Here is a 21,272-nt window from a genome sequence, read left to right on the forward strand (position 1 = left end):
GCCTGGTTCCAGTGAGGCCACGATTCGGACGTCACTTCGCCGGATCGCCCCATGGCCGACCACATCGCTCTCGCCACCAATCCACCGCCCACCGCAGCCGTTCGAGCACAGACAGCCGCGGTCGCCGGCATCGCCGACGGCATACTGACGCCAGCCGAGCGGCAGGCTCTACGTGACGCGTTGGCTGGTCGCCACGTCGTGGTCTGCTTTGGCGGCGGCGTTGATTCCACGGCTATGCTCGTGGCGCTGTACGCAGCAGGCATCGTTCCCGGCGTGATTGGCTTCGCCGACACGGGGGGAGAAAAACCAGAGACACTCGCGCACGTCGACGCGATGAGCCGCATCCTCGAGACTTGGGGCTGGCCGCCGGTCACCGTGGTGCGCAAGACGCCCTTGCCGTCGACGGGTTACGCGGACCTATTCGGGAACTGCCTCGCCAACGAAACGCTACCGTCCCTGGCGTTCGGCATGAAGAGCTGCTCCATCAAGTGGAAGCAGGGACCACAGGATCAGTGGTTGAAAGGCGTCAAGTCCGGCCCGAACGCGCGGCCTGCCCATCCGATGTGGCTGGAGGCGAAGGCCACCGGTCAGCGGATACTGAAGCTGATCGGCTATGACTGCGGCCCCGCGGATCGCCGGCGCTCGGGCAGTTTGGCGTCCACAGGCGACGATTTCGACTACGCCTATCCCCTGCAACTGCTGGGGTGGGAGCGGCGCGACTGCATCAGGGCGATCGCCCAGCTACTTGGCCCCGAGCGGGTGCCAATCAAATCCGCCTGCTTCTTCTGCCCCGCCTCCAAGGCGTGGGAGTTGTTCTGGCTTGCCGCGCACCACCCTGACCTGATGGAAAGAGCACTCCAACTCGAGCGCGTCGCGCTGACCGGACGGCATAGCCGCTTCGACGAAGTAGAGTTCGGCGACTCGTGGGAAGCCCTGGTCAAGGGTGCAGAGCGGTTCCCCAGCTCAAGGACAACCGTCGGCCTCGGCCGCAGCTTCGCGTGGAACCATTGGGCACGAATCAACGACGTCGTCGATGACGCGTTCCGGGTCCGCCGCGGCGAAGATGATCGCGCCCGCTTCCTGGCATCCGTTGACCGCATGCGTGACGGGGGCAATGCGCTCGACGCTCGTGGTGAACCCGTGCGCCCGGGGCCTCCTTCATAGGCGACGGGCCGGTGGGTACGAATGAAGCCGTTCGCGGCATGCTCGGCATGGTGGTGGAGCCGCTGTCCCTCTTCCGATTGTGATGGCCACCACGTGCGCGGCCTCCGCGAACACGGTCGCTGAAAGCGTTTCGCGCGTCCGCAAGCGACGGCGCCGAGTGAACGGACGTCTGAGGCGCCGAAAGGCTCGCGATGTTTGCCTGGGCGTGGCACATCGGACGCTAGGGCTTCGACTTTCGGAGCCTCCCATGACACCCACTCGCCTGATCGCCACGGACCCTTCCGTCGCCGAGCTCCTCGCCAGTGATGCGACCGTCGCCGTCGGCGTCTCTGGCGGGAAGGACTCACAGGCCGTCGCGCTCGCGGTGGCCCGTCACCTGGATGCGATCGGTCACGCAGGACCGCGCGTCCTGATCCACGCGGATCTCGGGCGCGTCGAGTGGCGCGACTCTTTGCCGGTTTGCGAGCGCCTGGCGCGCCACTTGGGGTGGGAGCTGATTGTGGTTCACCGGGCGGCCGGCGACATGCTCGATCGTTGGGAATCGCGCTGGGTGAGTCGCTCCGAAGCATACGCCCGACTGGAGACCGTGCTGCTCACCCTGCCATGGAGCACGCCCGCCTTGAGGTTCTGTACAGGCGAGATGAAAACGGATGTCATCGCACGCGAGCTGCGCCGGCGCTTTCCGACGGGCCCCATCGTGTCCGTCGATGGCGTGCGCGCCCAGGAGTCGAGCGCACGCGCGCGCAAGCCGGTGACCTCGCCGGCGGCGAAGCTGACAAGGAAGGGGCACGTCGGCGTCAACTGGCACGCCATCTTCCCGTGGTCGATCGACGACGTATTCGCGGAGATTGCCGACGCCGGCCTGAAGCCGCACGAGGCCTATCGCGTTCACGGTGCATCGCGAGTGTCCTGCGGCTTCTGCATCATGGGGTCGCTTCCGGACCTGACAATTTCCGCGCGCCTCGCCGAGCACCTGGACACGTACCACGCCATGGTCGACCTGGAGTGTCGCTCAACCTTCTCCTTCCAGAGCAACCGCTGGCTCGGCGACGTGGCACCCGAGCGGCTCACCGAGGATCTGCGCGTGCGTCTGGCGGCGGCAAAGGTCGCGACCGCCGCGCGCAAGGCAGCCGAAGCGACGATTCCGGACGAATTGCTGTTCGGCGGTCTCGGTTGGCCCTCACGCATGCCGACCATCGGCGAGGCCGACGCGCTCGCGGGCGCGCGTCGCTCCGTCGCCGCCGCGGTGGGTCTCAACGCACAGTACCTCTCAGGCGAGGCGGTGCTGGCCCGATACGAGGAACTGATCGCCGCGCGAGATGCGTCCAGTCGTGCCGCCGCGTAACACCGGAGGTCGCCGACTCCATGCTGGAGCGTGTGGACGCCTTCCTTGCGCGCATCGACGGCGCACCGCTCGCATAACGCCACTTGCAGACCGGGATGTTTCCGGGTCCGGCGACGGCACCACTGCCATAACGTAACGGTTCGTGCCAATCAGGCCCAGTGACGGCCTCGACAGGAGGATGCAATGGCTGCCAGCAACCCCGACCTGCGCAGGAGAGCCGTGTTCCGCTCGCGCGTTCGCCAGATGTTGCAGGCCGGCTATTCGGTCTCGCGCATCGCCAAGGAGACGGGCAAGTCGCTCGTGCACACCACCCGGATTGCCCAGCAGGAGCTGGACGAGATGGGAGTGGAGACGCATGCGCCCACGACACAGGGGTCCGCCGGAGCCCAGCCGGATCTGATGAGATCTTCGACGAGTGGCGTCGGGCCTCAAGATGGAGGTCGATCCACCGACATGAGTACCTCGCCATGACTGGCTCTACGACCACCGCCACCGATCTGCTGACCATCGCTTTATTTGCCATGGCCGCGGAATTGGTCGAAGGAGCGGTGGCATGACGATCGCAGCCAGCCTCGCCGGCGCCTCGGAGATACCCATCGCGGTCGGTGAAACCTACGTCCTCGATCACGGGGACTGGAAGGAGAAGGTTTGCGTGCGCGCCATCCAGAAAGCTGGGCGCGGCCGAGCGGTTCACTACGTGCCCGTCGAACGCGGTTACTTCGCCGGCAAGCTACCCGAGAGGGAGTTTCAGCGCGCGGCCTGCCGTGCGACGACGGCATAGGTAACACGCCCTGCACAGGAGAACTCAATGAACCGCGTATTCATCGACATGGACGGCGTCATCGTGGACTTCAACAAGTTCCGCGACGAGCGCGGACTGACGGGAGACCAGGTGAAGGTCATGCCCGGCGCGTACCTTCAGATGCCCGCGATCTCTGGCGCCATCGACGCGGTGAGAAGCCTGATCGGGATGGGTTACGAAGTCTGGCTGGCCACCAAGCCGCCCACCGGCGTGGCGCACGCCTACAGCGACAAGGCCGCGTGGGTATTTGCACACCTGCCGGAGCTGAAGCGCCGCCTCATCGTGACCCACGACAAGGGGCTGCTGGGCGACGAGGGTGACTTTCTGTGCGACGACAGGCCGCACAAGGCCAACTGCGAGGCGTTCCCCGGGAGACTGCTGCGGTTCGTGGACGGTTTCCACTGGCCAGAGGCGCTCGCCGTGCTTCGCCGCAACTCGCGGCAAAGCGGCGGTAGCGCAATGCAGTCCAGGCAGGACGCCGCCCGGTGGCGCGCCATCCGCCAGATGGATGGCGCCACCATCTCCAGCCTGCTCGGGCCGCGTGACGGCCGTTGTCTGGAAAGCGCAGACGCTGCCGTGGACGCGTACATCAGCGCTTCCAGCGCGGGTCTCACGGAGACGTGCAATGGCTGACCGAACCAAGATTGAATGGTGCGATTCGACGTGGAACCCATGGATCGGTTGTACCAAGATCTCGCCGGCGTGCGATTTTTGCTACGCCGCGGTCAGTGCACCGGCGCGGGCGCTGGGCGTGGAGTGGGGGTCGGGCCGATCACGCCGCCGCACGTCCGCATCAAACTGGCACCTGCCGCTGCGTTGGAACGCGCAGCCCTACGTTCTATGCGAGACGCACGGATGGCGCGGAGAGCGTCGTGAACTGCGATTCGGCTGCAGCTGCCCGCACGGAGGCTCCGACGACAGCTGCGTCGTCAGCGCGGCGCGGCGCCGGGTGTTCTGTGCCTCCCTGGCCGATGTGTTTGACAACGAAGTCGATCCGCAGTGGAGATCCGACCTGTTGGACGTGATCGACGCCACGCCGAATATCGACTGGCTTCTGCTGACAAAGCGCATCGGCAACGTGACCCGGATGCTGACCGACCTGCGCGATTCCGAGGCCCGCAGCCGGTCGTGGTCTCGACTGGACGCCTGGATTACCGATCGGGATCCGTGGCCGAACGTCTGGATTGGCGCGACCATCTGCAACCAGGCGGAGGCTGACCGCGACATCCCGAAGCTTCTCGAGACACCCGCGGCCATGCGGTTCTTGTCGATGGAGCCGCTTCTCGGGGCCGTCGACGTCAGGCGCTGGATGGGTGAAGCGGTTGGCGGGTCCACGCACCGCCTTTCGGGAGAGAACTTCGACCGCTGTGACCTGACAGGAGCGCCGCTGGAAGGGATCGACTGGGTAATCGTCGGCGGTGAGAGTGGCGCGCGGGCACGGCCGATCCACCCGGATTGGGCGCGCAACCTGCGTGACCAATGCGCCGGGGCGGCCGTGCCGTTCCTGTTCAAGCAATGGGGCGAGTGGCGGACAGCCCGCGATGTCGGCGAGGCTTCGAGCTACCCGTGCCTGGTCAGCAATCGGGCGAAGTTGCCGCCCGGGCATCCGGCGCGTGACACGACAGTGATGTCCGGCTGCTTTCACCTCCCCCACCAGGTGCAGTCCACTATCGACGGCGTCGGCAAACACGCCCACCTGGACTGCGCCATGTTCCGTGCTGGCAAGCGTGCCGCTGGCCGGTTCCTCGACGGGGTGGAGCACAACGGCTATCCGATAGGGGGCATGGTGAGAGAGGTTCTGACAGCGTGAAGGCACTTTCGATTCTGCAGCCGTGGGCGTGGCTGATCGTCCACGGCCACAAGGACGTCGAGAACCGGCGATGGCAGACGCACGTGCGCGGAGACGTCCTTATTCACGCTGGGAAGCGATGGGGCCAGGAGCAGCGAGCGGATCTCGAGTTCGTACGCGAGGCCTTCCCCGAGATCGCGTTGCCAGACACCTTTGCGCTGGGCGGAATCATCGGGGCTGCGCGGATCGTGGATTGCGTGTCATCTTCCGACAGCCCCTGGTTCTTCGGCCCCTTCGGGTTCGTTCTACAAGGCGCGCGTCCCGCGCCGAGGTTCATCCCTTGGAAAGGGCAGCTCGGCTTCTTCGAGGTGCCCCAGTCTGCCTTCCTTCCCTCCGATACTGGCTCCTGAGGAACCCTCATGCCGATCACGCCGCGTCAAGAACGTGCCGTTGCGTCGCTGCTGGATCAGCGCGGCGCGCGGTTCCGCCGACAGGACCTCGCAGAGGTGCTCTACCCCTCGACGCGGCCGCGAAGCCGAGAGGTGGCGAGCGACCTGGCGGCTGAGGTGCTTCGGCAGCTGGCGCGCAAGGGCGTCGTCGTCAAGGCAGGCCATGTGCACTGGCGCCTGGTTGAGCGCCACCGGACGCTGATGGACGGCCGCACGGTGCCCGAGCTGCCGGAACCAGTGACCATCACATTGAAAGCGACGACGCGCACGCCCGACAAGTGGCTGCTGGTCGACCAGGAGACAGGAGAACGATGGCGAGCCATGCCCAACGGGGCGTGGACGCGGGCGGAGCCGGAGGCAAAGACGCGTGGCTGAGGTACGGGACGCCGTCCTGAGACGGTTGCAGAAGATCCTCGCCCTGGCCGAGCGCGGGGCGCAGGGCGAGCGCGAAACGGCGCAGGCTCACCTGGAGAAGCTCCTGATGCACCACGGCCTGTCCATGGAGGACTTGTTGTGCGGCGACGCGGGATGTGCCGAGCTGAGCAAGTTCGAGGTGGCCGGCCGGATGGAGACGCGCCTGCTTCGCCAGGTGGTGGCCATGGTCACCGGAACCTTGGATATCCGGCAGTTCCGGCGCGGCCGATCGCAGCGGCATGTCGCGTTCATGCTGACCAGCGCCCAGTACGCCCAGGCGAAGCTTGCCTTCGCGGTGACGCGCCAGGCCCTTGAACGGGAGATGGAACTGACCTTTAAGGCCTTCGTTCAGGTCAACGGGCTCTACGCCTACGAGGCGCCGCCAGAGGAGGCCGAACCTCTGACACCTGAGCGCGTCGAGACGATGAAGGAGCTTCTGGCGCGCATGAACACGATCGAAAAGGTGCCGCTCCACAAGGCGATCACATCCGGCTGACGCCCAGCGCGTGGACCACAACCACGGGGATCTTTGGCACTGACGCTCCAGGCGCAGGTTGCCAACCAACCACCGGACCGCTGGAGATCGCCATGCGCACAGACCTCGCCTACTTCATCCTCGACGGAAAGCCGCTGTGCGACTGCCAGTGCAACGCCTACCACGATCGACTGCGCGCGGCCGGGTCACCGCGCTGCGAGGGGCCGGTTGCAGAGCAATTGGAAAAGTTCGCCGCGCTGGCAGCCCAGTTCCCCGGGCGCATTGCGCTCGGGCACGGTGCGTGCCCGACCTTGCTGGGCGTTCTGAGACAGTGAAGACTGCCGCTTAGACTACGCAGCGTCCTAGGCGGATGTCGGATCTCGATTTCGCATATGGGATGATCTGGGCATTCAACCTGGTTTGGGCGCAGACCCCGGAGAGGACAGCATGGCGAAGTCACGGGACAAGGTGCAGCAAGAGGGCTTCTGGGATGAAGAAGTAAAGAAGCCCGCACACGACGACGTGGTCGTTTGGGTCGACGACAACGCCGGCCTCGTACTGCGCAGGGCCTTTCCTGAGCTGTTCGGTCCGCAGTGGACCACCAGTGACGTGGAGTGGGCGATGGATCCTGCGCGGCAGGCCAGGGCGACCGCCGAGGTCGAGGCCTTCATGGAAGCCACGCCTCGCCCCGAGCCTCGGGTCAAGCGGACAACGTGGGAGAGGGTTCTTCGCGATGAAGATCTCGGGCCGCGGCGCTATGCCCGCAGCGTCGGTTTTGCAGACCTCATCATTGAGGCGGAGCGGCCGAAGATCTTCGTGGAAGTTCCTGAGCCCTTCGATCGCAGCCGACCGGACGCGGTGAATATCACGTTGGGCTGGAATCGCATCGGCGGCCACTATGGCGTGCTGATTGAGGCGAAGACCGAGCTACCGACACGCGGTGAGCTGATTCGGCAGCTGCGTCACTACGGGACGGTGTTTGGCGGACCGATGGTGGTGGTGTCGCCCGACGATAGCTACGCGAAGCTGCTCAACGCGCAGGGCATCCGGTTCGTACAGTGTCCCCGCGTTCCGGCGTGAGGCGGCACGTCGACACTGGACCGAATGCGAAGCGTGCTCGGGCAACTCGGCACGCGAATCTTCCGGGTAACCATTTGCGCTCTTCGCTGGAAGGTCTTCCTCAACCGGTTGCCTGAGACCGTCAGCAGGTACAGCGATGAACCGGCAATTAAGTGCGGGTCGCGATGCAACCATGAAGCCGCACGACATCACTCCGGTTCGTCAATCTGCTCCAAGCAAAGGCAGCCTTCTTCATCGAGGCCAAGGCTTCGAAGGTGATTCCTTCGACCGCAAACAGGGCACATGAAGTGCAGGCCGAAAGCATCGAGGTTTGCCTCGGCACCTCCCGTGAACTCCGGGAACTCAGAACGGCAACGGACGCACACCCACATGCCGGTCAGTGTATGTCCTGACTTGTGATAGCTGCGTTCAGGCGCAGCGATCAACATCGTTGGCCTTCACATTCGCAACCCTGAAACCACGTCTTCCCGAGGAACTGTTCCTATGTTTCGGGGCGACCGCGACCGTCTACCGTGGTGGGAACTTCACCACCGACCCCAGGCCATGTCTTCGACCACAAGCCCGAAGGATTCCACCCCGGCTACCGCACCGCGCCGTCCGCGCCGCTTCACCCTCAAGCTGGCCGAGCTCGCCAATGGGCGGTGGATGTCAATGCAAAGTGACTCGATGGGCGGATGGGCCAGCACGGAGGCGAAGGGCAACGGCCTTTACGGCCCCGGCCTACTCGACCAGCACTTCGGCACCACCGTCAATTACGGCGCCCTCTTCACTTACCTGTTTCGACGCTTCGGGTTTCCCAACCGAGGCTCGGACGACTACAAGGAAATCGCCTGCTACGCGCTCACGACTCCACTTCCGGACATGGTGATGATGGTGTCGCCGTCCGTTGGCGAGTGGCCGCGCCTGTCGATCAAGTTCGTCGTGACGCTGGAGGCCTGGGACGCGATGGAGCGCGCGCCGCGACGCAAGTGGGCGCAAGACCTGGCCGCATGGGTGGAAGCCCAGGGTCCGCTGCCGAATTGGATGGACGAGTGGCTCGACATCTGGCGCACGAAGCCCGGGATCGCCGAGTTCGCGACCGGTGACCGATCGGACTGGGTCGAGTCGATAACGGACATGCACTTCGTTGGGATCGAGGTGAAAGACCGCCCCGCGCATTGGAGCGACGAGTTGTACGGGCTCTTTTGCAGTGTGGCGGAATTCGTCGATCGCACGCATCGCGAGTTCGAGGCGATCGAGCCCCACCCCGCGCATATTGAGCGGACCGCTGATTGGCGCACGTGGCCGGACAGCGACCCGCTCAAGCACTACCACGCCGCGGCCGCCGCCGCGCTGGAAGACCTGAGCCGCCCGGTGCGGATTCGGGACGCGCAGATCAACGCCCATGGCCTGGTGCCGGACAGTGATCCACTGGCGCGCCGCACCCTCCGAGAACCCAGCGTGGCCGGCTATCCGAGCGGGTCGTTGGCCAACGAAGCGCCCGCGGCCGTTGCCGCACTGCACGGACATGTTCTCACCCTCGGCAAGGGGAACGTGAGGCGAGGCGTGGACAAGCTCCTCGCGAAGGCCGGCCTGTCCGCACAGGTCGAGTAACGATCGAGCGCCGGAGCGTCCTATGAAGGCGCACCTCGAAGAGGCGTGGTCACCGCAGGACGTGGCCCCGTGCACGATCACGATGGACTTTGGGGCCTGGCTTGCCGTGTGAAGCTGGTTTCTCTGAACCAACTTGGGTCATTCCTATGGCTTGCGTACCTATCACCTTGAAGAAGGTTCCGCGCTTCCCCGGCCTGTCGCGGGCGGGTCAGCTGGCCTCCAGCCCCGCCAAGGCGGAAGCGTGAACGCCGTGCTGAAGCGGGGTTTCCTGCCCGCTCCCATTTTGTTTGGGTGCGATCGCGCCTTCGACATTGAACATCTGCTTGCGATGGCGCCGGCGACGCACCTGGCAGAGGGTGAGCGCAGCCTGCTCGGCCTGGTGCTCCCGGCGTGGCAGCGCCCGGCCGTCTGGACCCGCCAGCAGCAGGTGCGCTTTGTCGAAGGCATTTTTCTAGGCCTGGGCACCGGATACTACGTCACGACGGAGTGGGATTGGGACCGCGATGGCACGCGCCGGCCGCTGGCAGGACTGCTCCTCGACGGCCAGCAACGCCTGTGTGCCTTGCGCGACTTCGCTGCCGGCGAGTTCGCCATATTCGGCAGCACCCGCTTCGCGGACCTATCGCTTTCGGACAAGCGGCGGCGATTCTATCGAGTCTCGTTTCCGTCGATAGAGATGGGAGCGACTGAAGAGGCGACGTTGCGCGAGGTCTACGATCGACTGAACTTCGGCGGTACGCCGCACGCCGCCAATCAGCGGGCAACGACCGCCGGCCCCGTGGCGGCCGGGGAGAAGAACCGATGAAGGATCTGACGGTCGCCCGAGCCGGCACGGCCAACCTGATCGTCGAACGTCTTGCGGGGCCGACGCCGGGACAGTACTGGCGCGCCCGTCACGACATCGAAGGCCGACACGACGCCCGGGGCAAGTACAACGGTGTGGACGCCGGCGTGGTGCTTCTGTTGCAGGACATCGAACGAGCCGATGGCGACGATCACGTCATCGTCCTCGCGCCGCATCCCGGCTGGGAGAAGTGCTACCAGATTCCGCTGCGCATCCACGCTGACGACTTCGAGAAGGACTGGGATCTGGCCCTCGACGGCGAGGTCGTGCGCACCCGCGAGATTGCCGCGCTTGTCGACGAGATGCGCCTCACTCAGGATGCGATGAGCCAGCCGCCGCCCGTCGACCCGAACACCCCACGATTGGGTAACGAGCCTCGCCCCAATGCCGGCAGCGAGTCGGGGCGTGAGCTGGCCACGGAAGGTGGTTTGAAGGCCATGACCCAGCACGCGGACGCCCTCAAGGCCGTCGCTGACGCCCAGCTGGCATGGATCAAGGAACACAGCGACGAGCTGGGTAACCAGGCCGGTGCGTTGGCACGATTCCATCAAGAGAAGGCGAGCGCGCTCCTGTCAAAGGCCAGGAATCAGTTGTCCGATCTGGACCGCATTCGCGGCATGGTTACGAATCTGGAGATCTACACCGGGCGCGGCGTCGAGGTCCTGCCGCTGGCAGTCGGCCAGCCTGCGCCGCGGGACGAACCGCTGGTGATCTACCAGGACCTGCTCAGTTTCGACGAGGAGCTGCTGCTCTGCCTCGACCAGGGCGGCCTCGACCACACGATGGTGGACAAGGTCGCCAGGGCACTGGAGGATCCGGCGCTCGTGCGCCAGATGATCCCGTCCCCGCGAGGCATCGTTCTGGTGCGCTTCCGTGGTGGCTACAAGGAGTTTCTCAGGGAGCGGGACGGTGACAGTACGGAACGGTCCGTCGCCATCAGCCGCTACAACGAGGCCATGACCAAGGAGTCGATGCGCCACCATCTGCTGTTTCGCGACGGCGCCTCACTTACCTTGATCTCGTGCGATGAGGTGTTGCCCAACATCAAGCAGCTGCTGCCAAGCGCGGTCGAACAGGCGGAGCACTTCACCCGGCGCAGCTACAACTGGGACAAACGCGGCTACGACGAAGAGTCGATTACCCGCGAGGACATCGACTACGCCAAAGCCCAGCGCTCCCAGCTCGGCCGGCTCACCGACTTCGCCCGGGTGCTCGTGATCCTGTGGGGACTGCACGATCGCACGCAGCTGCTGGAAGCCAGCGGTATCCCTCGGTTCTCGAATTGGCTCGATCCCAGCTTCCAGAACATGCACCTGCGCCTGGTGAGCCTCGACACCCTAATCGCGGAAGATCGTCCGTCGTTCTCCACTTATCGAGCGCAATGCAATCGCTTCCTCGGCGCCGGCGTCATGGTCGCAGTAAACGCGCGCGTCGCCATGACCGAGTCAGCGGCGCCTGGCGCCTACACGCGCAGATCGGATAAGGGCTACCAGATGTGGTTGCCCGATAGCACGACGGTAGTGGCCCGCGTGGCGTATGTCCGGGGCCGACCCACCATCACTGTCGCGACGCGCCACCGCTACGAAACTGGCCGGGCCCGCAACGTCCAGGTGGTGCTCGACCAGCCACACGCCTACCTCGTGCTCGATCGCGCCGACGCAGACCAGCTTGGCTACTACCTGGGCTCAAGGCGCAGTCGCAGCGACTATGCAGACTATGTCGAGGTCTTCCGCCAGGCACTGGCGCACGTGATCGAGCGGGACGCCGCCGAGGAGCCGTGGCAGCAGTGGATCGTCTCCTCACTGCGTGACGGCGGGATGGCCAGCGATGCTGGCGAGGCGGGCCGGGCCGCGAGACTTGCCCGCGCCGTGATCCGGGCGAACCAAAAGGATGGCAGGTTGCCGGCCACGCCGAACGATGCCTCACCGGCGCTCCGCACCGCGGCGTTGAACGCCGCCCACGCCGCGCTCGCCAACCACGCGTCCCGAGTCGAAGCCGTCGAGGCCTGGTGCGCGGCGCAGGAGTCGGTACCGGTTGCGTTGACGCACGACGGGCGTGACCGTTGGCACCTTTACCGCGAGGCGACCGAGGCCGAGCGCGACCCACGCATCGCGGAGTTCCCCTGGTGCGTCCGCTGCGCGCTGGCCTTTGCGCCGGACGGCACGCCGCGCTGCGAGAGCATGGCTATCGAGTTGTATCAGCGCCGCGCAGGCGAACAGGTGGTCTTTGCCTGGGAGGCGGCCGATCGCTGGGCAAGCGCCAAGGCACCGGACGGGCTGACGTACGATCGCCTTCGGTCGATACTGGACTTGCCTGCGAAGACCTCGTTGGCGTTCGACGATCAGCATGCATTGGTGGAAGCCCTCATGCTGTCCGCCACCACCTACAACCGCACGCACTCCAAGCGCTACGTCACCCGCGAGCCATGCCTGTTTCCGATCGGGACCGTGATCGAGCGGGGCAAGACCGGGCTGCTGGTGCTTCACGTGGACGCGTGGGATGCCGCGTACGCATGGGGCGACGACGCTCAGAAGGAGCGCGTGCGTGCGTGGGCCCAGCGAACCTACGTGAACCCGGAGGGCGCCTTGTCCAGGATGGAGCAGGCCCTTGCGCCAATCGTCGGCGTTGTTTCCCTCAACGACATCACGATCCGCAAGGGAACGCCCTGGTTCAACGCGGCAATGCTCCACCGATCGGATCCGAAGGGGTGGGAGAAAAGCCTCCGCGGTTCCGATCCACGTCGTCTCACGACCCTTTCACCGGCCGGTGCGCGGCTCGTTCCGTGGCTGGCGCCGCTGTGCGAAGCGCCCACGGCATCCATCAACTCATCCGAGGAATAGAATCATGGGTCCCGACAACCCCATTCTGGCGGTTGCATCCGCCTTGCACGCGGCACGTCTGCGCGACCTTCCGACTGTGGTCTACGAAGATCGGAACTGGGCGCTCCACAACGAATGGCTGCGGGGTATGACGCGAGAAGAGCGCGCCAGGGTCTACGAGGAGGAGCGCACGACGGGGAAGTCCCGAGGTCCGACGATAACGCGGCGGCGCCGGCCGACGGAGAACGAATGTTCGGTGACGCTGTTCTCACAGGTGTGGGGCAGCACGGCGCTGGGGTATGGCGGCATCGGCGGCTCAGCGATCACGAGGGCTTGCACCGTCGTTGTCGCCTCCCAGGTCGTCGGGATGCGCGCGGTCTACTTCGGGACATCGGGACGGTTGGCCTACGTGGTGCCCATTGGCGGTGTCAATGAGGAGGTGTTCCAGAAGGCGATCGCCGACTGCAGGCTTCCTTCCGTGCGTGAGGCGCAGGCTTTGGGATGGGTCCCGGCCGAGCCATGCGATCACGCTGGCGCGGTGGAGCTGACGGGCGACCAGATAGCCCGACTGGCGCAGCTAGCCGGGCACGAGGGGAAACCCCTGTCCGACCATCCGGAGCATTACGTCGTCCAGCATCGGGACGACGGCCATGCCGGACCGGGCGTATACGCCTGGGTCGGGCACTACTCCGATAAGGATGCCGTCCTGTTGGGTTAGGTGACGAAAGGGAGGCCACAGAAGGAATGATTCCGGCCTTCCTGTCGGCGACAGGCGGCGTACAAAGGTGCACAACACGCCGAGAGCGGCGGCCACCAGGACCACTCATGTCAACGAATACGCGGTATCTGACAGTCGTTATCCAGCTTCCGGACAACCCGGCTGCGTCTTCCGCCTTCGTCAAGGGCTTTACGGATCGCGACGGCGTTGTCGGGCTCTACGCCGGAGACGCACTCACGGAGATCGAGCTGCTGGAGCCGCACGTGTCGCCGGCGCGCCTCCAGCAAATTCGTGAGGAGGCAAGCCGTACCCCCGCTGCCGAGGATGTGGAACTACCTCACGCCGACGACATTGCTGTGGAGGACTTCGCGCGCGCGATGAAGGCGAAGCTCGCCGCGGCGCGCTCCAACGGCCGCGGCGGCTGGGCGAATACCGAGCCTGGCATGCAGCAGCGACTGTCGGACATGCTGCGCGAGCACGTCGCCAAGGGCGACCCCAGAGACGTGGCGAACTTCTGCCTGTTCTTACACCAGCGGGGCGAGTCGATTCTTCCGGCTGCAGTCACCGAGGGCGTCACTGGCTCGGTCTGCGAGCCAGCTCAGGACCTGCAGGCGGAGGGGTATTTTGCTGCCGATCCTGCCGACGGCGAGTTCACAAGACGCAACACGCTGGAAGAGGCAGTGGCCGATGCGGAGCGCATGCTTGCCTACGCTCAGGATGCGGCGTCCGAAGATGGGTGGGCCGATGAGTCGCCGCAGATTTGCTATGGCATCGTGTTGGGCGGCTGCGTCGAGCGCGAAGGGTCTCGCCGCCCTGCGCCGGCGGAGAGTGAGTTCACGGAACTGGTGGACTACCGGCTGGCCACCCCCGCCTTTAAGAAGAACACGAAGTGTGACCCCTCGTACCTGTGCGAATCGGCTCTTGCCGCGTTGATCGAGGCAGTCGATCCGGCTATCGACAGTGGCGACATCATCGCTGATGCACACACGGCCGCGGCGTCTGTCCGTGCCCGCCATGGCGTTACCAACGAAGCCTCGCCCGCCCCCCGGTGATGGGTGACCTTTTTGCCCTCCAGGCGAGTGCGGTGATGTCGCCGTGCGGGCGCTACCGCTACCTGTTGCGGCGTCAGCTTTGTCCGGCCGGGACGCGTGTCTGCTTGTTCGTGATGCTGAACCCCAGCACGGCCGATGCGACCATGGACGATCCGACCATTCGCCGCTGCGCGGGCTTTGCCAGGGCCTGGGGTTTCGACTGGCTCCACGTGGTGAACCTGTTCGCATGGCGGGCGACCGATCCGCTGGCACTCCGGACGGCCCGCGATCCGGTGGGCCCAGAGAACGACGTCCACCTACAGGCAGAGGTGGTGCGCGCCGATAGGGTCGTGTTCGCGTGGGGCCGGCACGGGGGCTATCTTGGGCGTGGCCAGGCCGTGCGTGAAGCTTTGGCATTTCGCCAGGTGCACGTGCTGGGCCAGAATGCCGACGGGAGCCCGAAGCACCCGCTCTGTATGCCCGCCGCCTCGCTGCCAACGGTCCTTCAGGGATAGGAGAACGCCATGGATGTCCAAGCCACTTGCCAAGTCGAGCGCCGCGGTGGCGTGACGCTGATCTTCGGGACCCCGGCGGTGGAGGACATCGCGTCCATCACCCGGCAAGGGAGTCCGGATGACGTTTTGTCGCCAGAACTCGCCAAGGAGTTCGGCGCGACCTTCGCCTGCGGCCCGCGCGAAGCCGTCGATGCGCTGCTGAACGACGTGCTCGCCGAGAAGCCGGCCGGCACGGAAAGGTAAGTGACCTTGCGCCTGGCCCGGCGGAATACGGCGTAACTTCTGTACCGAGCCGGTCGGGGGACCGTTGACGCAAACCACTCACGGAGCGCGTCATGGTCACTTTCTTCGGGCTTCTCTTCTTTCTCTGCCAGATTCTGATCGCCTATGCGGCGTGGCGGGCAGCCACCGCGCGGGATCGTGTCCGCACCATTCCCAAGGCCGCCGCCTGGTTCGCGCTGGTCGCATCGTCAGCCTCCATCGGCAGCACCCTGAGCCGCTGGTTCGACCAACCGACCATCGAGCGCCTGTGGTTGATGATGGTCTATTGGCAGGAGCAGCCGGTTAAGGCGCTGGCCATCGGCTATGGCTTGACGGCGGTCGGGATCGTTTTTGCCGTCGGCGCCGGCGCAATCGCTGCCCAGATCTACGGCCGGGGTGTCGCGCCGCTGCTGGCGCCACGGATCAACCGCCGGCGGCAGTAACCGACTGGCGGAAGAACGGGCGAAAAGCTGGTCGTTTCGGAAAACCACCGGTATGACCACGCCGTACCTTGACGCACTCCAACCACGGGAGTTTGCCAATGCCAACCGCTCTTGCCCGCACCCTCGGGGTGATCGCCGCCGCCATGGTGATTCTGTCGATGATGGCGCCACAGGCGGCCAACACAGAAATCACTGCGTGGGTTGCGCTGGCCGCGCTTGGAATCCTGGTCGCGACCTATCCCAGTGCCGAAAGGACCGGCGCCCGCACGGACACGAAGGCCAAGCGTCCCGCGTCCGCAGAGGCGCTTCCGCCCGAGGCTCGCGGCTCCCGCGCTCGGACCGCTATCCTCAGTCACCTGGCCGACCGGCCGGAAGCGGGAATGTCAATGGTGGCCTCGTTCGTGAACAAGGGTCTGCCGTCATCGTCGGACTCCGCCCGCGACCTCGCCCCGGCGTACCTCGCCCAACGGGTACGCGAGTTGACCGATGGGCGCGCCATCGAGCTGGCCGAGCTTCTGGGCTTGGACGTGGCGCGCCGCCGGCACGGTTCTCCCAAGGCCGCTTGAATCCAAACACCGCTACGATTCGCCGATCCCGTGATCGCGAGGGTGGTGTGGATGAAGCACAAGCACTGGCGCGAGGCCGCCTTCAAGGAAGAGTTCTGCCGCTTGCTCGCCGAGCGCATGGGCTGGTCAGTGGCCGAATGCGAACTGATCTACGGCGAACCGGGGCATCGGTTCGGGGAGCAGCCCGCCGATGCGGTCGAGGCCTACGTCAAGGCGTCCGCCGGCGACATGGATAAGGAAGATGAGATCGAGTGAGTCCGGAGGTAGGCGATCGTTCTGCTGCGAAACCACGGGTGCTAAGCAAAGGGTTTCCGAACTTCGACACTCGCCCACCGCACTTATGATTCATTTGTGGCTGCGCTCCCACACGTGACCGGAAGAAACACCGGTACGGATCTACGCGGGCAGCATGATCCAGAGCGCACGTTGGCGATCCCTTTCCCCCTGTAGGGGTCGCCGATGATCCTCCGCAAGGAGGACGAGTAGTCACAGGTCTGGGTACGCCGCCTCTCCCCCTGGGGCGTGCCTCCGGCGCATGGTGATCCCCCTTGAGCCATGCCGTGCCCAGCCTGTGATCTCCTCGCTTTCACTTCGAGGATTTGGCTATGAAGTCCAGCGTGCTCCCCACGGACCCGTCAACACGGCCCCATAGCGCCAAACTGCTCGCGCACGCGGTAGGGTTCGGCGTTCTGGTGGGGCTCGCCGTTCTTATCGGCCAACTGCTCTGGGCAAGGCTGATGCCCCAATCTCGCCCGATCGACCTGGCGTCATTGCCGACTTGTCTTTCTGCGGTGACGGCAGGGCTTGTGGCCTATTGCGAAGCGCGATGGCCGGAGCGGACGCTGGCTTTCCTCGGGCGCGCTGCGAGTCCGCTCCTGCTGGCCGCCGTGGTCTTCCTGGCGATCGTGGCGGCACCGTGAAGGCAGTCGCGTTGGAGTCGTCGTTGGGCAGCCCGGCGCCGCTGTCTCCGTTCTCCGGACCCTCCGCCATCACACTCGACGCCCAGCAGATTGCTACGGTCCGCGCTGCGATTGAGTGGTACTTCCAATCCGGCTTCGGTGATCTTGTCTGCCGACCCGCGGACCTCCACGACCTGGCAACCGCCTCGGGCGCGTGCACCGCGCTGGACGATGCCGGTCTCGTGACCCTGCAGGGGCTACTGGACGACGCCAAGACCGTGACCGTCCGGCAGGCCAAGGCAGCCTGAGACGGCTGACGCCCGTCGGCGAAACGGCGACCCAAGAACCGCGGCTTTCGCTGTCCGACGTCCCCGATGAAAACCTATCGTGACGCAATGTCTTCTCCTGGCGTCCGTCCATGGTTGCTCCCGACTACCCCAACCCTGATGTCCTCCTCGTCCCCGGCCTGCTGCGCACGGGTGCGTCGATGGACGCGCTTGCCGACGCCGTCATGGCGCGAGGGCATAGAACGGGGCGCATAGCCTACAGTCGCCACGAAGCGGTGGCGGTCATCGAAGCCCGCGTCCAGAAAGTCATCCGCGAGGCCAGTCGCCCGATCGTCTTGATCGGACACGGTTACGGCGGTGTCCTGGCCGTGAGCGCCTGCAGGCATCCCTCGGTTACGCAGCGCGTGCGCGGCATCGTGTGCCTGGGTGCGCCGTTACGCGGCAGCGCGCAGGCAAGGCGCGTATCCGAGTATCGCGCCGGTCGCGCCTTTCTCGGCGCCGCTGCTGAGCGACTGTGCGAGGGCCTGAGTTTCCCGCGAGTTCCCGCGCACATCGCCATGATCGCAGGCGAGCGCCCGCACGCCGCCGGTCGTCTGGTGGGGACACTGGAAGGGCGCAACGACGGAATCGTCGGCGTGGACGAAACCGCATGGCCCGGCCTGACGGAACACATTCGTCTGCCGGTGACGCACAAGGGGCTGCTGACTGACCGGCGGGTGCTTGCGCACGTGCAGGCGTATCTCGTCACCGGCTCGCTTCTGGGTGACGCCGGCGTGGCGGCGAGGGCGGCGTGATGCGTGCAGAAATGGCGCGGACTTCGGGATCGACCGTGCGCGTCTATGTTGGGTTCAACACCCACTGAGGCGACAGCCATGCACTTCCGAATTGCTCGCACGACCTTTCTGCGCCAGATCTCTGCGGTGGCCGGCGCGGCCATGCGCAGCGGCTCCATGCCGGTCCTCGAAAACGTCTTGCTGAGCAACACGGCAGGTCGCTTGACCTTGAAGGCCACCGACCTGGAGGTCGAACTACAGAGCGTCGGCGACGTCGCCGAGCACATCGACGATGGTGCCGTCACCGTGCCCTGCAAGAAGCTCATCGACATCGTTCGCGCTTTGCCGGACGCGGGCCAAGTCACGGTCAAGCTGTCGGCCAACAAGCTGGCCATCACCTGCGGCAAGGGCCGCTACACGCTCGCCACGCTGCCGGCGACCGAGTTTCCCGAGGCGATGAAGCTCGCCGGTGCCCAGTTGATCCGCATCGAGTCACGCGCACTGCGGAAGGTCATGGAGCGTGTGAGCGTGGCGATGGCCAAGGGCGACGTGCGCACCTACCTCAACGGCATGCTGTTCAAGGCGACGGACGCGAAACTGGAGTGTGTTGCCAGCGACGGCCATCGCCTCGCGGTGGGCGAGGTCGCCTTGCCCGAGCGCGTGGCCAAGAACCTCGCGGTCATCGTGCCGCGCAAGGGTGTCGCCGAGATCGTGAGCCTGCTTCCGCAGGACGATGCCCTGGTCAGCATCGAGGCCGGCGAGCAGCAAGTTCGCGTGGTGGTGGGCGACACGACCCTGACCACCCGCCTCGTGGCGGGAACCTTCCCCGACTTCGAACGCGTTATTCCGACGGACTTCGCCGGATCGGTCACGGTGGGGGCAGGTGAGCTGTTCGAGGCGGTGCGTCGCACCGCGCTGCTGGCCGAGTCCAAGTACAACACGCTGCGCCTGTCCTTCACCGACGAGGGTATCAAGCTGCACGCCAAGGCTGAAGGCAGCGGCAGTGCCAACGAGGAGGTCATCGCCACGACGACGGTGCCCAAGCTCGACTTCGGGATCAACCACCACTACCTGACCGACGCGCTTGATGCCTTCATCGGCGAATCGGCGTGCATCCATGTACGCGACGCATCGACGAGCCTGCTGGTCACCGGAACCGGCGATTCGTCCATCCGCCACGTCGTGATGCCGATGCGTATCTAACGACACCGGCGCGGCTTGCCACCGCGCCGTCTTCAAGAGGAAATGAGTTCATGTCCAAGACGCAGGCCGCCGTGATGACGGAAACGCCGACGAAGGCCAAGCGCATACCTGTGGCGTGGCCTGCGCTCGTTACGGCCGTTGTACTGATCGCCGCCGGCGTCGCCTATCCGTGGGCGCGCGGCGCGGTGGCTAACTACCGGGCGGACAAGGCACTGGTGTCTGCGATCGCCGCCATCGGCCGTGGCGGCGATCCATGGGAGAACTTTACCGCCCTGCAACACGCCGAGCGCGATGCGCTGGAGGCCACCCGGGCGAAGTCGCCTCACGAACGCGAGCGTGTTTCTGAACTGGAGCGGCGATGGCTCCGTGACTCGCTGGGCCAGGGCAATCTGGTCGCCGCTGCCGCGTTGTTCCCCGATCCGGCGCGTAGCGATGCGCCGATCTACGAGCCGAGTCGCTTTGCGGACCTGCGCGCGGAGAACGTCGACAAGGTGCTCATCGCCGCCGAGGCCGCCATCGGACGGCAGGCGCAACCGATCTACACCGACCGCTGGATGCTGCACGCGGCCGCCAACATCCACGCGAGCGGTACCGACCGCCCACGCAACGTCCCGCAGGCACTACAGCTCTATGCCGCGGCCTTCGCTGCCGGCGACGCGCTGGCCGCGCTCGGCGCGGTCAGGATGGCCAAAGAGTTGGGCCAGACCGAAGAGGCCTACCGGTGGGCGCTGCGCTGCGCCGGTCCATGCCGGACGCCGGGATTCGATCTTTCCACCTATCAGGCGGGCTTGAGCAACGAGGCCATCGCGAAGGCGCAAGGGGAGACAATGCCATGACGGATGTGACCACCCAGGAACCGTCCTTCCACCAGGACTACCCCCAGCTGCCGGGTCTTGACGGCCCGTTGCAGCCGTCGGCGCCGGCCGGCGTCGAACTGACGGCCGAAGATGCCGCCGCGCTTGGCCAACTGAGCGAGATCCTCACCCATATTCGCTACCTCGCCACGGCGCGTCCTGACGGCGCATTCGCGCAGATCGAAATCCTCGCGGTAGCGATGGCCAAGACGCCGCGGCTCCTCGCCGAGGGCGCGCCGTTCGGTGCTCGAAGAACGCTCGAGCAGGAACGCTTGGCGGGCGAACGCGCCTTGGCGATGGCTACCGCCCCGGATGCGCGCTCCGTGCGCTGCCTCGATCGCGTCCTGGCCGAACAGTTCGGCCGCAACAAGCGCCACGCCTAACCCCATCGGCTACCCGCCACCACACCAAGGAGAACACCATGAAGTTCACACATGAACCACTCAGCGACGTCGCGGCGGAAGCGGAGGAGCGCGCGCTCCGGCGATCACCCGATTGCCGGGTGCTTCGCATGGGCGGATTCCGCCAGAAGGCGATCGCCAAGACGACGATGTACATCGTGGGGATGGCGGCGATTGCTGCATGGTTCAGCGACGCCCCGGGCATGGCTGTCGGTGCTGCGGTGCTTGCGGCGCTCGCCTGCGGGATATGGGCCGTGGTTGCTGCACTCCACGACGAATCTACGCAGGTCAGGCGCGAGGACATTGCGAAGTCGTTTGCAGTACCGCCCGATCACGAGCTCAAGTATCTCCTGGCGATGAGGGAGGAGTACCACGAGATTGATGCCGCCATCCGCGACTGGAACGCGAGGGGTCTCACGATCCGGACCCGCGACGCCTGGGCGGTTCGAGCGTGGGTGAACAAGGTCGAGCCTGTGCGCAAGCGTGACCGGCTCTTGCGCCAGCTCGCGTCGTAGCTACGAGGCAACTCGCGTCTCGGGCAACGCCG

Annotated in this window: 28 protein-coding genes; all 28 read left to right on the top strand. The window is 65.8% G+C overall.

What is annotated here, in order from left to right:
* Window positions 1-51 precede the first annotated feature (51 nt).
* Window positions 52-1,164, top strand: a complete 1,113-nt coding sequence (locus AC3WJB_RS15375) for an adenine nucleotide alpha hydrolase family protein (protein ID WP_201028716.1) — start codon at window positions 52-54, stop codon at window positions 1,162-1,164.
* 247 nt (window positions 1,165-1,411) lie between these two features.
* The gene (locus AC3WJB_RS15380; RefSeq protein WP_068098791.1) at window positions 1,412-2,509 is read left to right on the top strand and encodes a phosphoadenosine phosphosulfate reductase domain-containing protein; all 1,098 of its coding nucleotides are present in this window, start codon (window positions 1,412-1,414) and stop codon (window positions 2,507-2,509) included.
* 183 nt (window positions 2,510-2,692) lie between these two features.
* The gene (locus AC3WJB_RS15385) at window positions 2,693-2,980 is read left to right on the top strand and encodes a hypothetical protein (RefSeq protein WP_068098790.1); all 288 of its coding nucleotides are present in this window, start codon (window positions 2,693-2,695) and stop codon (window positions 2,978-2,980) included.
* A gap of 82 nt (window positions 2,981-3,062) precedes the next feature.
* Entirely contained in the window at window positions 3,063-3,290 is a 228-nt protein-coding gene (locus AC3WJB_RS15390; protein ID WP_068098788.1) for a hypothetical protein, read from the top strand.
* A 27-nt stretch (window positions 3,291-3,317) separates the two neighbouring features.
* Window positions 3,318-3,944, top strand: coding sequence for a 5' nucleotidase, NT5C type (locus AC3WJB_RS15395; RefSeq protein WP_068098786.1), 627 nt, complete (start codon window positions 3,318-3,320; stop codon window positions 3,942-3,944).
* Complete coding sequence (locus AC3WJB_RS15400) at window positions 3,937-5,121, top strand: phage Gp37/Gp68 family protein (RefSeq protein WP_068098784.1); 1,185 nt, start codon at window positions 3,937-3,939, stop codon at window positions 5,119-5,121. Before AC3WJB_RS15395 ends, AC3WJB_RS15400 begins: the two co-directional genes overlap by 8 nt.
* Window positions 5,118-5,510 (top strand): ASCH domain-containing protein, encoded by a 393-nt coding sequence (locus AC3WJB_RS15405; protein ID WP_068098780.1) that lies wholly within the window; start codon window positions 5,118-5,120, stop codon window positions 5,508-5,510. The genes AC3WJB_RS15400 and AC3WJB_RS15405 overlap by 4 nt, the downstream gene beginning before the upstream one ends.
* A gap of 9 nt (window positions 5,511-5,519) precedes the next feature.
* A complete protein-coding gene (locus AC3WJB_RS15410; protein WP_068098779.1) occupies window positions 5,520-5,924 on the top strand; it encodes a hypothetical protein in 405 nt (134 codons plus the stop codon).
* A complete protein-coding gene (locus AC3WJB_RS15415) occupies window positions 5,917-6,459 on the top strand; it encodes a hypothetical protein (RefSeq protein ID WP_068098777.1) in 543 nt (180 codons plus the stop codon). Before AC3WJB_RS15410 ends, AC3WJB_RS15415 begins: the two co-directional genes overlap by 8 nt.
* A 92-nt stretch (window positions 6,460-6,551) precedes the next feature.
* The gene (locus AC3WJB_RS15420; RefSeq protein ID WP_068098775.1) at window positions 6,552-6,773 is read left to right on the top strand and encodes a hypothetical protein; all 222 of its coding nucleotides are present in this window, start codon (window positions 6,552-6,554) and stop codon (window positions 6,771-6,773) included.
* Between the two features lie 112 nt (window positions 6,774-6,885).
* Window positions 6,886-7,518 carry a hypothetical protein gene (locus AC3WJB_RS15425; RefSeq protein WP_153037851.1) on the top strand — a complete coding sequence of 211 codons (633 nt, stop codon included), beginning with the start codon at window positions 6,886-6,888 and terminating at the stop codon, window positions 7,516-7,518.
* A 543-nt stretch (window positions 7,519-8,061) separates the two neighbouring features.
* Entirely contained in the window at window positions 8,062-9,111 is a 1,050-nt protein-coding gene (locus AC3WJB_RS15430) for a hypothetical protein (protein WP_153037850.1), read from the top strand.
* Between the two features lie 241 nt (window positions 9,112-9,352).
* Window positions 9,353-9,916, top strand: a complete 564-nt coding sequence (locus AC3WJB_RS15435) for a DUF262 domain-containing protein (protein ID WP_201028715.1) — start codon at window positions 9,353-9,355, stop codon at window positions 9,914-9,916.
* On the top strand, window positions 9,913-12,795 hold the full coding sequence (locus AC3WJB_RS15440; protein ID WP_068098770.1) for a hypothetical protein: 2,883 nt from the start codon (window positions 9,913-9,915) through the stop codon (window positions 12,793-12,795). The genes AC3WJB_RS15435 and AC3WJB_RS15440 overlap by 4 nt, the downstream gene beginning before the upstream one ends.
* Before the next feature lie 4 nt (window positions 12,796-12,799).
* Window positions 12,800-13,492 carry a hypothetical protein gene (locus tag AC3WJB_RS15445; RefSeq protein ID WP_068098769.1) on the top strand — a complete coding sequence of 231 codons (693 nt, stop codon included), beginning with the start codon at window positions 12,800-12,802 and terminating at the stop codon, window positions 13,490-13,492.
* A gap of 107 nt (window positions 13,493-13,599) precedes the next feature.
* Complete coding sequence (locus AC3WJB_RS15450; RefSeq protein ID WP_068098768.1) at window positions 13,600-14,544, top strand: hypothetical protein; 945 nt, start codon at window positions 13,600-13,602, stop codon at window positions 14,542-14,544.
* Entirely contained in the window at window positions 14,544-15,038 is a 495-nt protein-coding gene (locus AC3WJB_RS15455; protein ID WP_068098765.1) for a DUF1643 domain-containing protein, read from the top strand. The genes AC3WJB_RS15450 and AC3WJB_RS15455 overlap by 1 nt, the downstream gene beginning before the upstream one ends.
* Window positions 15,039-15,047: 9 nt before the next feature.
* Window positions 15,048-15,281 carry a hypothetical protein gene (locus AC3WJB_RS15460; protein WP_068098763.1) on the top strand — a complete coding sequence of 78 codons (234 nt, stop codon included), beginning with the start codon at window positions 15,048-15,050 and terminating at the stop codon, window positions 15,279-15,281.
* Between the two features lie 92 nt (window positions 15,282-15,373).
* Window positions 15,374-15,742, top strand: a complete 369-nt coding sequence (locus AC3WJB_RS15465; RefSeq protein WP_068098761.1) for a hypothetical protein — start codon at window positions 15,374-15,376, stop codon at window positions 15,740-15,742.
* Between the two features lie 98 nt (window positions 15,743-15,840).
* A complete protein-coding gene (locus AC3WJB_RS15470; protein ID WP_068098758.1) occupies window positions 15,841-16,308 on the top strand; it encodes a hypothetical protein in 468 nt (155 codons plus the stop codon).
* A 51-nt stretch (window positions 16,309-16,359) separates the two neighbouring features.
* The gene (locus AC3WJB_RS15475) at window positions 16,360-16,563 is read left to right on the top strand and encodes a hypothetical protein (protein WP_068098755.1); all 204 of its coding nucleotides are present in this window, start codon (window positions 16,360-16,362) and stop codon (window positions 16,561-16,563) included.
* A gap of 350 nt (window positions 16,564-16,913) precedes the next feature.
* Window positions 16,914-17,228 carry a hypothetical protein gene (locus AC3WJB_RS15480; RefSeq protein ID WP_068098753.1) on the top strand — a complete coding sequence of 105 codons (315 nt, stop codon included), beginning with the start codon at window positions 16,914-16,916 and terminating at the stop codon, window positions 17,226-17,228.
* A complete protein-coding gene (locus AC3WJB_RS15485) occupies window positions 17,225-17,515 on the top strand; it encodes a hypothetical protein (protein ID WP_068098752.1) in 291 nt (96 codons plus the stop codon). The genes AC3WJB_RS15480 and AC3WJB_RS15485 overlap by 4 nt, the downstream gene beginning before the upstream one ends.
* A gap of 110 nt (window positions 17,516-17,625) precedes the next feature.
* A complete protein-coding gene (locus AC3WJB_RS15490) occupies window positions 17,626-18,288 on the top strand; it encodes an esterase/lipase family protein (RefSeq protein ID WP_068098750.1) in 663 nt (220 codons plus the stop codon).
* Between the two features lie 78 nt (window positions 18,289-18,366).
* Complete coding sequence (dnaN, locus tag AC3WJB_RS15495; protein WP_161487750.1) at window positions 18,367-19,470, top strand: DNA polymerase III subunit beta; 1,104 nt, start codon at window positions 18,367-18,369, stop codon at window positions 19,468-19,470.
* 50 nt (window positions 19,471-19,520) lie between these two features.
* On the top strand, window positions 19,521-20,306 hold the full coding sequence (locus AC3WJB_RS15500; protein ID WP_068098746.1) for a hypothetical protein: 786 nt from the start codon (window positions 19,521-19,523) through the stop codon (window positions 20,304-20,306).
* Window positions 20,303-20,707 (top strand): hypothetical protein, encoded by a 405-nt coding sequence (locus AC3WJB_RS15505; protein ID WP_068098745.1) that lies wholly within the window; start codon window positions 20,303-20,305, stop codon window positions 20,705-20,707. Before AC3WJB_RS15500 ends, AC3WJB_RS15505 begins: the two co-directional genes overlap by 4 nt.
* A gap of 38 nt (window positions 20,708-20,745) precedes the next feature.
* Complete coding sequence (locus AC3WJB_RS15510; RefSeq protein WP_068098744.1) at window positions 20,746-21,240, top strand: hypothetical protein; 495 nt, start codon at window positions 20,746-20,748, stop codon at window positions 21,238-21,240.
* Window positions 21,241-21,272: the final 32 nt, after the last annotated feature.

The sequence above is a fragment of the Rhodanobacter sp. FW510-R10 genome, assembly GCF_058781105.1.